This window comes from Nocardia sp. NBC_01329 (assembly GCF_035956715.1).
GTDB lineage: Bacteria > Actinomycetota > Actinomycetes > Mycobacteriales > Mycobacteriaceae > Nocardia.
Genome location: NZ_CP108381.1, coordinates 20,365 through 35,665 on the forward strand (window position 1 = coordinate 20,365; position 15,301 = coordinate 35,665).

At 67.8% G+C, this 15,301-nt stretch carries 10 protein-coding genes; 6 read left to right on the forward strand and 4 right to left on the reverse strand.

Annotation, left to right across the window (positions count from 1 at the left end):
* Window positions 1-4 precede the first annotated feature (4 nt).
* Both OG405_RS00070 and OG405_RS00075 read left to right on the forward strand, forming a co-directional pair.
* Window positions 5-535, forward strand: coding sequence for a hypothetical protein (locus tag OG405_RS00070; protein WP_327149598.1), 531 nt, complete (start codon window positions 5-7; stop codon window positions 533-535).
* Between the two features lie 91 nt (window positions 536-626).
* Complete coding sequence (locus OG405_RS00075; protein ID WP_327149599.1) at window positions 627-1,766, forward strand: alpha/beta fold hydrolase; 1,140 nt, start codon at window positions 627-629, stop codon at window positions 1,764-1,766.
* A 6-nt stretch (window positions 1,767-1,772) separates the two neighbouring features.
* Here OG405_RS00075 and OG405_RS00080 read toward each other — a convergent pair whose 3' ends face one another.
* Window positions 1,773-3,392 (reverse strand): acyl-CoA dehydrogenase family protein, encoded by a 1,620-nt coding sequence (locus OG405_RS00080; protein WP_327149600.1) that lies wholly within the window; start codon window positions 3,390-3,392, stop codon window positions 1,773-1,775.
* Between the two features lie 276 nt (window positions 3,393-3,668).
* Between OG405_RS00080 and OG405_RS00085 the strand changes: the two genes are divergently transcribed.
* Entirely contained in the window at window positions 3,669-5,075 is a 1,407-nt protein-coding gene (locus tag OG405_RS00085; RefSeq protein WP_327149601.1) for a hypothetical protein, read from the forward strand.
* 4 nt (window positions 5,076-5,079) lie between these two features.
* On the opposite strand, the gene pgi is transcribed toward OG405_RS00085, so the two are convergent.
* Window positions 5,080-6,717, reverse strand: a complete 1,638-nt coding sequence (gene pgi, locus OG405_RS00090; protein ID WP_327149602.1) for a glucose-6-phosphate isomerase — start codon at window positions 6,715-6,717, stop codon at window positions 5,080-5,082.
* Between the two features lie 404 nt (window positions 6,718-7,121).
* On the opposite strand from pgi, the gene OG405_RS00095 reads away from it, so the two are divergent.
* The gene (locus tag OG405_RS00095) at window positions 7,122-8,576 is read left to right on the forward strand and encodes an NAD-dependent succinate-semialdehyde dehydrogenase (RefSeq protein ID WP_327149603.1); all 1,455 of its coding nucleotides are present in this window, start codon (window positions 7,122-7,124) and stop codon (window positions 8,574-8,576) included.
* A 90-nt stretch (window positions 8,577-8,666) separates the two neighbouring features.
* Here OG405_RS00095 and OG405_RS00100 read toward each other — a convergent pair whose 3' ends face one another.
* Window positions 8,667-8,978, reverse strand: coding sequence for a chorismate mutase (locus OG405_RS00100; protein ID WP_327149605.1), 312 nt, complete (start codon window positions 8,976-8,978; stop codon window positions 8,667-8,669).
* Between the two features lie 345 nt (window positions 8,979-9,323).
* Between OG405_RS00100 and pcrA the strand changes: the two genes are divergently transcribed.
* Window positions 9,324-12,086 (forward strand): DNA helicase PcrA, encoded by a 2,763-nt coding sequence (gene pcrA / locus OG405_RS00105; protein WP_327149606.1) that lies wholly within the window; start codon window positions 9,324-9,326, stop codon window positions 12,084-12,086.
* Window positions 12,087-12,222: 136 nt separating this feature from the next.
* Here pcrA and OG405_RS00110 read toward each other — a convergent pair whose 3' ends face one another.
* Window positions 12,223-13,512, reverse strand: coding sequence for a M23 family metallopeptidase (locus tag OG405_RS00110; protein WP_327149607.1), 1,290 nt, complete (start codon window positions 13,510-13,512; stop codon window positions 12,223-12,225).
* Between the two features lie 608 nt (window positions 13,513-14,120).
* Here OG405_RS00110 and sucC point away from each other — a divergent pair.
* Window positions 14,121-15,284: an ADP-forming succinate--CoA ligase subunit beta gene (sucC, locus tag OG405_RS00115; RefSeq protein WP_327149608.1), complete on the forward strand. Its 1,164-nt coding sequence runs from the start codon at window positions 14,121-14,123 to the stop codon at window positions 15,282-15,284.
* The last annotated feature ends 17 nt before the right edge of the window (window positions 15,285-15,301 follow it).

Genomic DNA, 15,301 nt, shown 5'->3' on the forward strand with positions numbered 1-15,301 from the left:
CGGTATGCAAATGGTGCACGCGGGCGTCGTGTCCACCGGTCGGGTGCTGGGTTACAGCATCGCCGGGGTCGCGGTTGTCGTCGCGGTGACCGTTCCGACAGTGCTGCTCTTCGGTCCGGCCCGGGTGTTCACCGGGATCGTGCTCGGTGCGCTGCTCGCCGGCGCCGCGCTGTTCGCGTTGTTCACCCGGGACGCGGTGGTGCTGACCGACCGGGCGATCCATCGGCGGACTCCGTGGTCGGTCACCAGTATCGACTGGGACCGGGTGGTGGCCGGGCGTTTCGGCCTCGATGAGAAATCTCGTTGGTCGCTGGCGCTGGATCTGGCCGGCGGTGAGGAATCGCACGGTGAACTTGTCCTGCTGTCGATTCCGCCGGTCCACGGACCGGTCTCGGGCGCCTATGACCTGCGCAAGCGCGAGCAGATAGACGAGATACGCACTATGTTGCGGCACAAGCGGATTCCCATCACGGTGCTTCCGGATATCGCGGGTGCGCTCGAGGAGCACTGGCGGATCGCTCCGCCTACACGGTGACGGGTCACCGCGCCGCCGCATGCGCCGGACGGGTAGAGATCCCGACGCTGCCGCTATGGACGATTCGACCGCCGCACGGCAAAGGAGAGTAATGGTTCGCCACGCCCGGGTAATCGTGGGGATAGTGACGCTGATGGCGGCGCTCTGCTCCGGCCTGCCGTTGGCCGCCGCGCAGGCGCAGGCGGCCTGGTACCCGGGACAATTGCTCGCGGCCGCGCCGCTGGACCGGGAATGGTCGGGCCTCGGCGATGTGCGGCGCATCGAATACGTCACCACAGGACCCGGTGGCGAACTCGTCCCCGCCGCCGCACTCGTACGCATCCCGGGCGGTCCGGCCCCGGAGGGCGGACGGCGCGTGGTCGCCTGGGATCACGGCACCTCCGGACTCGGTCAGGAATGCGGACTCACCGGCTCGAAACAGCTGGAGCGGCACACCGGCTCCACCGTGGAGCGCCTCAACGACGCCGGGTACGCGGTCGTCGCCCCCGACTACATCGGGCTGAGCCCCAACTCCCCTGGTCCGCACCCGTATCTACAGACCAGTACCGAGGCCACGGCCACCATCGACGCGGTGCGCGCGGCGCGCTCGGCATTCACCGGACTCTCCCCGAGCTGGGCGGTGGCCGGTTGGTCGCAGGGTGGCCACGCCGCGCTCGGTACCGGCCGGTTCGCTCCGGAATACGCCCCCGAACTCGACTTCCGCGGCACCATCGCACTGGCCCCGGCCACCAATCTGGAGAACATCCTCCTGCGTTCGCGCCCGGACCAGCCCGAGATGCCCGGCTATGTGGGCCGGGCCGCGCCCATGGTGCTCGCGGGTATGACGGGCGCCCAGCTGGGACACGAGGTGGGTGACTTCCTGACCCCGCAGGGTCGCCAGTTCATCGGGGGGCTCAGCACGACCTGTAACTCGCAGGCGCACACGATGCTGTCCACCGCGGAGATCGGGGCGATGCTGACGCGGCCGCTCAACGATCCGGAGTTCGCGGCGGTGATGCGCGACTATATGAGCATCCCGGTCAGCGGCTACCAGGATCCGATCCTCATCGTGCACGGCAACTACGACACCGTCGTTCCGTTACCGCTCACCCTCGCGCTGGTGGGGCAGTTCCTTCTGAACGGCACCCAGCACGAGGTGCGGCTGCTCGACGCCGGACACGAAGATCTGGAGAGTCTGGGTGGGATGGACAGCGCTCTCACCTTCCTGGCGCGAGTGCTACCGGCCGGCTGACCTCGTTCAGACGAACGCGCGCTCGATGATCGCTGTCGTGTCCACCCCGGAGGGCAGGGTCCCGAACGCGGCGCCCCGGTCCGCACCCAGGCGGGACGCGCAGAAAGCGTCCGCGACCGCGCGATGGCCGTGCCGTACCAACTGCGCTCCTTGCAGAACCAGCGCCATCAGCTCCACGATCCGCCGCGCCCGATACTCGATATCGCTGTGATCGGCCAGTTCCTTACCGACCCGGTCGATCGCGTGATCCAGGTGCGAGTTCTCGCCGCGCGCCCGCGACACCTCCGTGAAATAGGCCTCCACGGTCTCCGGGCGGGTGCCCATCGCGCGTAGGGCATCGAGCGCAGCGACATTGCCCGACCCCTCCCAGATCGACATGAGCGGTGCCTCCCGATAGAGGCGCGGCATCCCGGACTCCTCCACGTACCCGTTCCCGCCGAAGCATTCCAGTGCTTCCGCCGCGTGCGTGGCCGCGCGTTTGCACACCCAGTACTTCGTGACCGCGAGCGCGATCCGGCGCAGCGCCGCCTCGCCGGGGTCTCCGGCGGCGCGGTCGGTGGCCCCGGCCAGCCGCAGCATGACCGTGGTGGCGGCTTCGGATTCGATCACCAGATCGGCCAGGACATTGCGCATCGCGGGCTGATCGACCAGCGCGGCCCCGAAGGCCTTGCGATGGCGGGCGTGATGGACCGCGCGGACGGCGGCCGCGCGCATTCCGACCGAGGATCCGATGACGCAGTCGAGGCGGGTCATATTGACCATCTCGATGATGGTCTTCACCCCGGCGCCCTCCGCGCCGACGAGCCACCCGGTCGCGTTCTCGTATTCGACCTCCGACGAGGCATTCGACTTGTTGCCGAGCTTGTCCTTGAGCCGCTGCAGCCGGATCGGGTTGCGGGAGCCGTCGGGCAGTACCCGCGGCAGCAGGAAACACGACAATCCGCCCGGGGCCTGCGCGAGAGTCAGGAACATATCCGACATCGGCGCCGAGGTGAACCATTTGTGCCCGACGATCCGATACGTACCGTCCGGTTGCGGGGCCGCGGTGGTGGTGTTGGCCCGCACATCCGAACCACCCTGCTTCTCCGTCATCGACATACCGGCGATGAGCCCGGCCTTGGTGGACGGTTCGCGCAGCCCGAAATCGTAGACGCGCGAGGTGAGCAGCGGTTCGTACCGCGCCGCCAGGTCCGGGTTGTGTCGCAGCGCCGGAATCACGGCGTAGGTCATCGAGATGGGGCACATATGTCCGGCGTCGGCGCCGCCCCACACGTAGAACTTCGCGGCTCGGGCCACATGCGCGCCGGTCCGGTCGTCGGCCCAGGGCGCACCGTGCAGTCCGTGCTCGACCGCGACCGTCATCAGGTCGTGCCAGTGTGGATGGAACTCCACTTCGTCGACGCGATTGCCGTAGCGATCATGGGTGTGCAGGACGGGTGGGTGTTCCTCGGCGAGCCGGCCCCACTCCTGAACCCGCTCGCTGCCGGTGAGCGCGCCGAGCTCGCGCACCTCCGCCTCCGCCCACCCGGCACCCTCCCGACGCAGTCCGGCCAGCAACGCCGGGTCCCGGGACGCGTCGAACGGCGTGATCGGCGGAACCTGGTTGAAGACCTCATGCGTGAGCATCCATCGATTATGCGTCCCACATCACACCGCGTGGCGCGGGGGATCGGAACCGGTCGGTATCGACGGTCGCCGGGTGGTGGGCGATCCGCACTTCGATCGCGATTCCGGCCCCGTGGTCGCCGCGGCCGATAGTGCGACGAATCGCCCGGCGCGCACCATGAGGGCGGCTGCTGCGGGAGGGCTCCTCCGCTGCTGGGCGCTATCGCCCGAGCGTCCGGCGGCGGCCGCGGCAGATCCGTCCGCCGAAGCGCGAGAAACAACGGCTAGCCTGTGCGAATGCGCCGATTGAGCGTTGTCGACGAGATCTTCCTGCGGACCCATCGGGGGCTCGGTACCCCGATCGCGCTCCAGGGCTTGTGGCGTACCGAGGATCCGGTGGAACCGGTGGAACTCGCTCGGTTGCACGCAGCATTGCGTACCGGTCCGCTGGGCCGCCGCGTGGTGCGCCCCCGGATTCCGGGGGCGCGGTCCCGGTGGCAGTCCAGCGATCGCGCGCATCGGCTGGATCTGCACGGCGCGGCAGTCGCACCCGAGGAGATCCCGGGCTGGGCCGACACACGCGGTGCACTACTCGATCCGGAACACGGCCCGGGCTGGCGGCTGTCGGCGGCGCCGCTCACGACCGGGGGCACGATCGTCGCTCTCACCTGCTCCCACGTTCTCGCCGATGCGCGAGGACTGATCATCGCCGTCGAACGAGCGCTCCAGGAGCTGGATTCCGGTGCGGACGCCGATACCCCGGCGCGGCCCGGGAACGGAACGACCCCGGAACCTGCCGGCGCACAGGATTCGGATTGGGCCGACGCCGCGCGTATCTGGGCCACGGTCGCGTTCGGTGGGATGCGTGCCGCGGCGGCGCGGATCCCGCGCGGGCTGCGGATACCGCGTGGGGAGTGGAACCCGGATCCCGGGAAAGCCGCTGTCGCGCGGGGGCCGGCCGTGGGCGGTACCGCAGATGCCGCCCACGCGGCCGACGCTCCCGCACCGGACCGTCCGGAAGCGTCACCGGATCCTCACTCCGCGTCCGGGCACGGCGAAATGTCCGAGCCCGCGCTGATACTGCGTTGCCCGGCCGAGGAATGGGAGCGGATCGCCACCGCATACCGTGGTACGGCGAACAGTCTGTTCATCTGGACGGTAGCGAACATGTTGTGGGCCGCCGGTTTCCCAGCCACCGAGATCACGGCGAGTCTGCCGGTGGATACCCGGGACGAACTCCGGATCGACAACGATCTCGCCATGACCGAGATCGCGGTGACCCCGCAGGACGGTCCGGCCGATATCCGTGCGAAGAGCCGGGCCGCCTATGAGCGGCGGATATCCGCCCCGGGCGGCCTGCCCGAGGAATTCCTGTACCTGGTGCCGGACAGGGTGGCCCATCTGCTGTCCCGGGGCGCCGGGGAACGCGACATCCTCTGCTCGAATATCGGCCCTGTCCCGCCCGCCCTGTCGGCCCTCGGTTCGAGTGAGTGCACCGGGTTAGCGACCAGGGCCCTGCACCCAGGCCTCCGCTACGGCGACCGGCCACGGACCCGGCTGTCCGGCTATCTGTGCCGGTTCCGCGATGACTACATCCTGACGTTCGCGAGCCTCTATCCGGAACGCATAGCGGATGCCGCCGCCCTGCACCGGCTCGCCACCGCGACCGCCGAGCGAGTGGATCTGCCCATCCGCCCCTGGTGACAACTCAGCGGTTGGCGCGATACCAGCGGATCAGCGCATCGGTGGACGAATCATCCTGTGGTGCGGGTTCTTCGGGGTCGGTCAGCAGCGGCGCGAGCGCCAGGGCCTGCTGTTTGCCGAGTTCCACACCCCACTGGTCGAAACTGTCGATACCCCAGATCACCCCGGCCACGAATACCTGGTGCTCGTAGAGCGCGATCAGCTGTCCCAGTACCGAGGGAGTGAGCCGGGGAGCGAGAATCGTTGTGCTGGGCCGATTTCCGGGCATCACCTTGTGCGGTACCAGCTCCGGCGGCGTGCCCTCCGCGGCGATCTCGTCGGCCGTTTTCCCGAACGCCAGGACCTTGGTCTGCGCGAACAGGTTACTCATCAGGATGTCGTGCATGCTGCCCGTCCCGTCGCGGGTGGGCAGATCGTCGGTGGGGCGGGCGAATCCGATGAAATCGGCGGGGATCAGCCGGGTGCCCTGGTGCAGCAACTGGTAGAAGGCGTGCTGGCCGTTGGTGCCGGGCTCGCCCCAGAAGATCTCGCCGGTGGAGGTGGTGACCGGGGAACCGTCCGCGCGCACCGACTTTCCGTTCGACTCCATGGTGAGCTGCTGGAGGTAGGCCGGGAACCGCGCGAGATCGTTCGAATACGGCAGTACCGCGCGCGATTGCGCACCGAAGAAATTCGCGTACCACACACCGAGCAGGGCCAGTAGGGCCGGCGCGTTCTCGGCCAGCGGCGCAGTGGCGAAATGGCGGTCCATATCGTGCATACCGGCCAGGAACTCGGCGAATCGGTCGGGGCCGATCGTCACCATCACCGACAGGCCGATGGCCGAATCGACCGAATAACGGCCACCGACCCAATCCCAGAAGCCGAACATATTAGCGGTGTCGATACCGAATTCGGCCACCCGCCCGGCATTCGTGGACACCGCGACGAAATGTTTCGCGACAGCGTCCCGACCGAGGGCGTCGATCAGCCAGCGGCGGGCCGCGGTCGCGTTGGTGAGTGTCTCGAGGGTGGAGAAGGTCTTGGAGGCGACGATGAACAGGGTGGTCGCCGGATCCAGATCCGCCAGTGTCGCCACCAGATCGGCGGGATCCACATTGGAGACGAACCGCGCGCCGATACCGGCGTCCGCGTAATGGCGCAGCGCCTGGTGCACCATCACGGGCCCGAGATCCGAACCGCCGATACCGATATTCACCACTGTGCGGATCCGCTGCCCGGTCGCGCCGCGCCAGGCACCCGAGCGCACCGCGTCGGCGAAGGCACCCATTCGGTCGAGTACCTCGTGGACCGCGGCGACCGCGTCCTCGCCGTCGATGGTGAGCGAACTACCCTTCGGCAGCCGTAAGGCGGTATGCCCCACCGCCCGATCCTCGGAGGTGTTGATGTGTTCCCCTCGCAGCATCCGGTCGCGCTGCGTGTCCACACCCGCTTCCCGGGCCAGTTCCACCAGCAGTCGCAGGGTTTCCCGGGTGACGCGATGCTTGCTGTAGTCGATCCGCAGCTCACCCGCGGTCAGCGTCAGATCGCGGCCGCGTGGCGGGTCTTCGGCGAAGAGATCCCTCATTTGTAGGGCAGCGATCGCATCGTGATGATCGCGCAATTTCTGCCATGCCGCCGATGCGGTTATGTCGACGCTCACACTGGCCGAGCGTACAACCCACCGGGCCGGGACGCAGGCGGGGTCGGGCCGCGCGGCGGGTTCCGGGCGGTCGTGCGGCAGGGGACGCGGGCAGTTGCCAGTCGGTAGCCTGCGACCCGAGCGAGCACGAGCCGGAGCAGACCGCCAGGGGTTATGGGCAGTGTCGGTGGGCGCGGGCCTCGCGCGGTTCGACAGCCGCAACGGCCGCAACTCCGAACGGTCCCCATCCCTGGTCGGGGCCCGCCCCGGTTCTGGAGCGACGAAGCGCAGGAGTGAAGCGACTGAGCGCAGGAGTGAAGAACCGGGGTTAATAGGGCCCCGACCAGCCCCGCCGCAGGCGGGGCAAATAAACACTGTCCTCGTGAGCTGGAGATTTCGGACCATCTCCGGCTTAGGCTGGCCCTATGGCTTCAGAAACCGAAGTACTCGCCTCCGTGCCGAAGCAGTTGTGGATCGGGGGGCCCGTTGACGCCACCGGTGGAGGCACTTTCGCAGTGCACAACCCGGCGAACGGTGAGGTTCTCGCCGAGGTGGCGGACGGATCACCGGAGGACGCGGTACGGGCTCTGGATGCTGCGGCAGCGGCCCAGGGAGAGTGGGCGGCGACCGCGGCTCGCGAGCGCGGTGAGATCTTACGCGCGGTTTTCGAGCGCATCACAGCGCGTGCCGAGGAATTCGCGCTGCTGATGACCTTGGAGATGGGTAAGGCGCTCCCGGAGAGCCGTAACGAGGTGCGCTACGGCGCGGAGTTCTTCCGCTGGTTCAGTGAGGAGGCGGCGCGAATCCACGGCCGCTATCTGCACGCGCCGTCGGGTTCCGGGCGGATCCTGGTGCACAAACAGCCGGTCGGCCCTTGTTTGGCGATCACTCCGTGGAACTTTCCGCTCGCTATGGGCACTCGCAAGATCGGTCCCGCGCTGGCGGCGGGCTGCACCATGATCGTCAAACCCGCTTCGGCCACTCCGCTGACCATGCTGCTGCTGGCGAAGTTGTGTTCCGAGGCCGGCCTGCCCGACGGTGTGTTGTCGGTGATCACCTCCCGCCGGTCCGGAGCGGTCACTCAGCCGCTGCTCGACGACCCTCGGCTGCGCAAACTCACCTTCACCGGATCCACCGAGGTCGGTCGCACCCTGGTGGAGAAATCCGCGTCCGGTCTCCTGCGTACCTCGATGGAACTCGGCGGCAACGCGCCGTTCGTGGTGTTCGACGACGCCGATATCGATGCCGCCGTCGAGGGCGCCATGCTGGCGAAGCTGCGCAACGGCGGCGAGGCGTGCACGGCGGCCAACCGCTTCCACGTGCAGCGTGGGGTGGTCGAGGAGTTCACCGAGAAATTCGTTGCGGCGATCGACTCGCAGGTCAAGTTGGGTCCGGGGACCGATCCGGACACCACACTCGGCCCGCTGGTCGACGAGCAGCAGCGCAATACCGTGTCCGAGCTGGTCGAGGACGCGGTGGCCGCGGGCGCGTCGGTCCGCGTCGGCGGAAAGGCGCCGGATGGTCCGGGCTGGTTCTATCCGGCGACCGTGCTGACCGATATCCCCGCGCAGGCGCGGATTCTTCGCGAGGAGGTGTTCGGGCCGGTGGCACCGATCGTCGCTTTCGATACCGAGGAAGAGGGTCTGGCCGCCGCCAACGACACCGAGTTCGGGCTGGTGAGCTATATCTACACGCGGGATCTGGACCGGGCGCTGCGGGTGGCCGAAGGGCTGGAGAGCGGCATGGTCGGGGTGAACCGCGGGGTGATCTCGGATCCGGCGGCCCCGTTCGGCGGGGTGAAGGCTTCCGGTTTCGGCCGGGAGGGCGGTACCGAGGGCATCGAGGAATATCTGTCGACCAAGTACATCGCTATGACGTGAACAACAGTACGAACCGCCCTGGGGCGCGGTCACCCGGGGCGGTTCGTGAGGTTGCGGCGCCTCTGCGGGCCGCCGCGTCGGTATATGGGCCTAGCGACCGAGCCGTCCGCGACCGAGTCGCAGCAGCAGCATCGCCAGGGTGTGGCCTTCCTGACCCAGTTCGCTGAATCTTTCCAGCACTTTCATTTCCCGGCTGTGCACCAGGCGGGTGCCCCCGGAGGCCATCCGGGTGCGTCCGATGACCCGCGAGATCTCCGTTCGGCGCTTGATCGCCGTGAGGATTTCCGCGTCTAGCCGGTCGATCTCCTTGCGGAGCTTCTCGATCTCGGCTTCGGTCCGAGGGAGCTCCGTGTCCGTGTCGGTTGTCGAACCCGACCCGGTCGCCGTAGCGGGTGTGCTCATTTCTCATCTCCTCGTGTCAGAACCTGGATCGGCGCCGAGGCGCTTCGCGTTACCGGTCCAGAGCTCTTCCACCGTGAAAAAGACCCGGCGGGTCTGGTAGTGCCGTTCCCCCTTACCTGCCTCGTCGGGGCCTCAGGTGCCCGGTCCGCGACCCCGCTGTCCACACAACCGGCGTTGTTCACACAGCCGGTGCGGATGTTTCGCTGAAGGGCAAACCATATTGCCAGTTTGCCACGGTAATCGAGGTATGCAAAACGCTCACTGCTGGGGATATCGGGCCTGCGCGGGACCGAATTCGGCCGAGTGTTCGATCGTGTCGGGTTCCGGCGGTAGCGTGAACAGACGATGGACACCACCGCGGCAGCACTGCGTTCTGATTCGCACAACCCCCGGGCCACCACCTCCGCCGCCGGCTCATCGGAGCCCGGTGCGGCCGAGGCCATGGCCCTGCCCGGCCTGGAGCTCTCCGGCGGCGGCCGGGGCGCGGCGGGTTCCGGCGGCCGGGAGGCGGTGGGTTCCGGCGGCCGGGAGGCGGTGGGTTCCGGCGGCCGGGAGGCCGGTGGCGCGCCGAGCGGGCTGGCCGCGTTGCAACGGCGGGTACAGGCCGAGCAGACGCAGCAGCGCACGGATACCGCGCAGCGCCGGACCGAGGAGGCCGGGCAACTACTCGAGGGTCTCAACCCGCAGCAGCGCGCCGCCGTTCTGCACACCGGGCCGCCGCTGCTGATCGTGGCGGGGGCGGGTTCGGGCAAGACCGCGGTCCTGACCCGCCGGATCGCCTATCTGCTGGCCGCCCGCGGGGCCACGCCCGGGCAGATCCTGGCCATCACCTTCACCAACAAGGCCGCCGCCGAGATGCGGGAGCGGGTCATCGAGCTGGTCGGCCCGCGCGCCGCGAGTATGTGGGTGTCGACCTTCCACTCCAGTTGTGTCCGGATCCTGCGCACTCAGTCGGCGTTGCTGCCCGGGCTGAACTCCAATTTCTCCATCTACGACGCCGACGATTCCCGGCGCCTGTTCACCATGATCGGCCGGGATCTGGAACTGGACCCCAAGAAGTATTCGCCGCGATTGCTCGCGACGGCGATCTCGAACCTGAAGAACGAACTCGTCGGCCCGGAGCAGGCGAGCAGTGACGCCGGGTTCGAGGAGGCCGAACTCGCGCGCGTCGTCGCCCGTGTCTACACCGAATACCAGCGGCGGCTACGCGCGGCCAACGCACTGGACTTCGACGATCTCATCGGTGAGACGGTCGCTTTGTTGCAGCGCCATCCCGAGGTCGCCGAGTATTATCGCCGCCGCTTCCGGCATGTCATGGTCGACGAGTACCAGGACACCAATCACGCGCAGTACGTGCTGGTGCGAGAACTTGTCGGGCATCACACCGCGATCGCGGACGCGACCGGCGAAGCAGCCGAGACCGAGGCCGGTGCGGCGGCCGCCGCGGATATCTCGCAACCGGATCCACATGCCGTACCGCCCAGCGAGCTCTGCGTGGTCGGCGACGCGGATCAGTCCATCTATGCCTTCCGTGGCGCCACCATCCGCAATATCGAGGAATTCGAGCGCGATTTCCCCGAGGCCGAGACCATTCTCCTGGAACAGAACTACCGGTCCACCCAGAACATCTTGTCCGCGGCCAACGCGGTGATCGCGCGTAACAGCAACCGCCGCGACAAGAGGTTGTGGACCGACGCCGGTGAGGGCGAACTCATCACCGGCTACGTCGCCGACAACGAACACGACGAGGCGGCCTTCGTCGCCCGCGAGATCGACCGTCTGGTGGACGAGGGGGAGACGGCCTACTCCGATATCGCGGTGTTCTACCGCACCAACAACAACTCCCGAGCCCTGGAGGAGATCTTCATCCGGATGGGCCTGCCCTACAAGGTGGTCGGCGGGGTTCGGTTCTACGAGCGCAAAGAGGTCCGCGATATCGTCGCCTACCTGCGCGTGCTGGAGAACCCCGACGATGCGGTCGGCCTGCGCCGGATCCTCAACACCCCGCGTCGCGGTATCGGCGACCGCGCCGAGGCGTGTGTGGCCGTACACGCCGAACAGCGCGGTATCGGATTCGCCGAGGCGCTGCGCGATGCGGCCGCCGGTGAGGTCGCGCTGCTGAACACCCGGGCTCGTAACGCCATAGCCGGGTTCGTCGCGCTGCTCGAACAGATCCGGGCCGCGGGCGAAATGGACGAGGTGGATTTCCCCGATGTGGGCGCGGTGGTCGAGGCGGTACTGGACCGGACGGGCTATCGGGCGGAGTTGGAAGCCTCCGATGATCCGCAGGACGGTGCCCGGCTGGACAACCTGAACGAGCTGGTCAGCGTCGCCAGGGAATTCAGTTCCGAGGCTCGTAACGCGCTCGAAGCCGCAGCGGCCGAGGGGCTGGCCCCGGAAACGGGTGAGGGCGAACCCGAACCCGGTTCGCTGGCGGCGTTCCTGGAGCGGGTTTCGCTGGTGGCCGATGCCGACCAGATACCCGAGGAGGGCTCGGGCATGGTCACCATGATGACTCTGCACACCGCGAAGGGCCTCGAGTTCCCGGTCGTCTTCGTAACCGGCTGGGAGGATGGGCAGTTCCCGCATCTGCGTGCCCTCGGCGATCCCGCCGAACTGGCCGAGGAGCGGCGGCTGGCCTATGTGGGCATCACCCGGGCCCGGCGCCGCCTGTACCTCACCCGCGCGGTGGTCCGTTCGGCGTGGGGGCAACCGGTGTTCAATCCGGAGTCGCGGTTCCTGCAGGAGGTTCCGGACCATCTGATCGACTGGAAGCGGCTCGAACCCAAACGGTCCTCCGCACCGGCGCAGTACGGCCGCCGTCGCGGCGCCGAGTCGACGGGTGAGGACTGGACCGGTGGCCGGCCGCAGTCCTGGGAGGCTCGGCCCGGTATCGGGGAGGGAGGCTCGGCCCGGCGCGGTGTATCCCGGAACAATGTCGGCCTGGTTCTGGCGGTGGGTGATCGGGTCAGTGACGACAAATACGGTCTCGGCCGGGTGGTCGCCGCCGACGGGGGTGGCGATTTGGCCAGTGTGACGATCGATTTCGGATCCAGCGGCACCATCCGGCTCATCCCGAAGTTCAGCCAGACGCTGACCAAGCTCTAGCGCGTCCACGGGTCCGGCGGCGCGGTCAGTTTCCGCCCATGGAGGCTGTCGCGCAGTGCGGACAGTAGCAAAACGACCCTCGGCGGAATATCAGCCGAGGGTCGCGTATCTCGAACCTCTGAGTGCGGAGATTCGGTCAGTCGCCGCTGCCGGTGAGGCCGATGCCACGAGTGGCCAGCCACGGCACCGGGTCGATTTTGTCGCTGCCGTTGAGCCAGACCTCGAAGTGGCAGTGCGGGCCGGTGGAGAACCCACGGTTGCCGACGGTGGCGATCTGATCTCCCGCGAACACGTATTCACCCATCGAGACGGTGGTGGTGTCGACATGTCCGTAGACGGTGACGGTGCCGTCGGCGTGCATGAGCCGGACCCACATGCCGAAGCCCGAGGCGGGCCCGGCGTCGATGACCTCACCGTCTGCTACGGCGTAGATCGGGGTGCCGATCGGTGCGGCCACATCGATACCGAGATGTTGGACACCCCAGCGGGCGCCGTATCCGGAGGTGTAGGAGCCGCTGGCGAACTTCGAGAACAGCGGACGGAATTTGGCTTCCTCGGCCTGGGCGAGATCTTCGGCGAATTGGGCGCCGTTGGCCAGCATTTCGCCGAATCGGCCGGTATCGGCCGGGAGGTTGCCACCGAGCATCTGTGGTGAGGCGGTGTTCGTCGAGACGGCCGGATCCTGTATCGCCATCGACTGGGCGGCGATCTCGTGAACCGATCCGGCGGCCTCGTAGTCGGTGGCCTGCTGGGCCTGTTTGTGGTCGCCGGGCTCCGCGGTGGCGCACTGCCCGGCCGCAACCACCGCACCCGCGGCTACCGCGACGACCGCGGCGCGACCCTTGAGCGCCGACGGCGGGGCCGCTACCCGGTGCGCACCCCGGGAGCGGGATTGCCGCGGCTCCTCATCGATGTCCTCTTCGGCGACCGGTGCGTTTTCCAGCGCTTCGGCGATCGTCGTGGGTCTGTCGTGGCGGGCGGGGCCGCTGGGCTCGGGTGCAGGGCCGGCATCGTGCCAGGTCTGCGCCGGGGTATCGGACCAGGGCTGCGCATCGGCCCAGCCCTGATGGGTGTTCCAGTTCGGATCACTGTGCCAGGCGGGCTTTTCGTGCTGCTGCCACCCACCCTGCTGCCAGTTGTCCTGTTGCCAGTTGTCCTGCTGTTGCCGGTCGGCACCGGACCAGTTGTCGGCCTGCGAATCGGCCCAGCCCTGGTTGGTCGACCAGAAATCGTCGGCCGCGGTGCGGTGGGCGTCGGCCGCGGCGGATGCTGCGGCGGTGTTGAGGGGGCGCCTACGGGCTCGGCTGTCGCCGGGGGCACCGAACGCGTTGAACGATTGGGCCCCTTCGGTGGGCTGCGCGTTCTCCCGCCGACGCCCGGCGGGACGACCGTCGGTCTGCGGGTCGAGGATGCCGCGGTGGTTCATCGGCCGGTTCGCATCCGACTGGCACCGGAGATCTGCTCAGCGGTGACGGGATGCGGCGCCGGAAAGGCTGCTGCCGAACGGCCCTGCGACTGCGGAGCGGGGTGCTGCGTCAAGCTGCCGTCCTCTCTCATACCTGCTCACGGGGGCGATACCACGGAGATCTCTACCCGCGCGACAACCAGGTGCGCAAGCATCCACGCTGTGCAACGTTTGTGATCGGCCTGTGACATCGACCGCTTCGACGGTAACGAAACGATTGCGACGCGGCAAGCGGTAGGCCATAATCAAACGTTACTGTGACATTGATCACGTTTCCCTCGCCGATGGGGCTCACGCTCGGACGGCCCGTCCGGTGAACCCGGCGCCGGAAGCGCCCTCTGGCGTGGACCGGCGTACGGCGCCGCCTGCCGCTCCCGTGAAAGCTACTCGCCGGTAGCCATGGCCTGCGGGTTTGACCTCCCCGCGGGAGGGCTCGTGACCTGCGCCACTTAGGATGAACGTGCCCGATCGGGCGTCCCTATGAGTGGTTAGAGTCCGAACGACCCGCTACCGACGTCGGGCCGCCAACAAAGACGTTGTCATAGCAACGCAGACGAGACGGTGAGTACATGGATCTCTTCGAATATCAGGCGAAGGAGCTCTTCGTAAAGCACGGGGTGCCTTCGTCGGAAGGTCGCGTGACCGACACTGCCGAGGACGCCCGCGCCATCGCCGCGGAAATCGGCAAGCCGGTGATGATCAAATCCCAGGTGAAGGTCGGCGGCCGTGGCAAGGCCGGTGGCGTTAAGTACGCGGCCACCCCGGAGGATGCGTTCACCCACGGGCAGAACATCCTCGGCCTGGACATCAAGGGACACATCACCAAGAAGATCCTGGTCGCCGAGGCGAAGGACATCGCCGAGGAGTACTACATCTCCTTCCTGCTCGACCGCACCAACCGCACCTACCTGGCCATGTGCTCGGTCGAAGGCGGTATGGAGATCGAAGAGGTCGCCGCCACCAAACCCGACCGGCTCGCCAAGGTCACGGTCGACGCGGTCAAGGGTGTCGACCTCGCGTTCGCCCGCTCCATCGCCGAGCAGGGCCACCTGCCCGCCGATGTGCTGGACGCCGCCGCGGTCACCATCCAGAAGCTGTGGGAGGTCTTCGTCAACGAAGACGCCACCCTGGTCGAGGTCAACCCGCTGGTCCGCACCCCGGACAACGAGATCCTCGCCCTCGACGGCAAGGTAACCCTGGACGAGAACGCCGAGTTCCGGCACCCCGACCACGCGGAGTTCGCCGACAAGGACGCGACCGATCCGCTGGAGCTCAAGGCCAAAGAGAACGACCTCAACTACGTCAAGCTCGACGGTCAGGTCGGGATCATCGGCAACGGTGCCGGTCTGGTCATGTCGACCCTGGACGTCGTCGCCTACGCCGGCGAGAACCACAACGGCGTGAAGCCGGCCAACTTCCTCGATATCGGTGGCGGTGCCTCCGCGGAGGTCATGGCCAACGGTCTCGACGTGATCCTGAACGACGCTCAGGTCAAGAGCGTCTTCGTGAACGTGTTCGGCGGCATCACCGCCTGCGACGCGGTCGCCAACGGCATCGTCAAAGCCCTCGAGATCCTGGGCGACGAAGCGAACAAGCCGCTGGTGGTCCGCCTGGACGGGAACCGGGTGGAAGAGGGCCGCAAGATCCTCGCCGAGGCCGCGCACCCGCTGGTGACGCTGGCGAAGACCATGGACGAAGGCGCCGACAAGGCCGCCGAACTCGCGGCCCGCTGAGTCGACCTACTAGGGCA

What these genes read in the sequence shown, in the direction of transcription:
- OG405_RS00070 (WP_327149598.1), top strand. Translation starts at nt 5, where the DNA reads ATGCAAATGGTGCACGCGGGCGTCGTGTCCACCGGTCGGGTGCTGGGT.
- OG405_RS00075 (WP_327149599.1), top strand. Translation starts at nt 627, where the DNA reads ATGGTTCGCCACGCCCGGGTAATCGTGGGGATAGTGACGCTGATGGCG.
- OG405_RS00080 (WP_327149600.1), bottom strand. Translation starts at nt 3,392, where the DNA reads ATGCTCACGCATGAGGTCTTCAACCAGGTTCCGCCGATCACGCCGTTC.
- OG405_RS00085 (WP_327149601.1), top strand. Translation starts at nt 3,669, where the DNA reads ATGCGCCGATTGAGCGTTGTCGACGAGATCTTCCTGCGGACCCATCGG.
- OG405_RS00095 (WP_327149603.1), top strand. Translation starts at nt 7,122, where the DNA reads ATGGCTTCAGAAACCGAAGTACTCGCCTCCGTGCCGAAGCAGTTGTGG.
- OG405_RS00100 (WP_327149605.1), bottom strand. Translation starts at nt 8,978, where the DNA reads ATGAGCACACCCGCTACGGCGACCGGGTCGGGTTCGACAACCGACACG.
- pcrA (WP_327149606.1), top strand. Translation starts at nt 9,324, where the DNA reads ATGGACACCACCGCGGCAGCACTGCGTTCTGATTCGCACAACCCCCGG.
- OG405_RS00110 (WP_327149607.1), bottom strand. Translation starts at nt 13,512, where the DNA reads ATGAACCACCGCGGCATCCTCGACCCGCAGACCGACGGTCGTCCCGCC.
- sucC (WP_327149608.1), top strand. Translation starts at nt 14,121, where the DNA reads ATGGATCTCTTCGAATATCAGGCGAAGGAGCTCTTCGTAAAGCACGGG.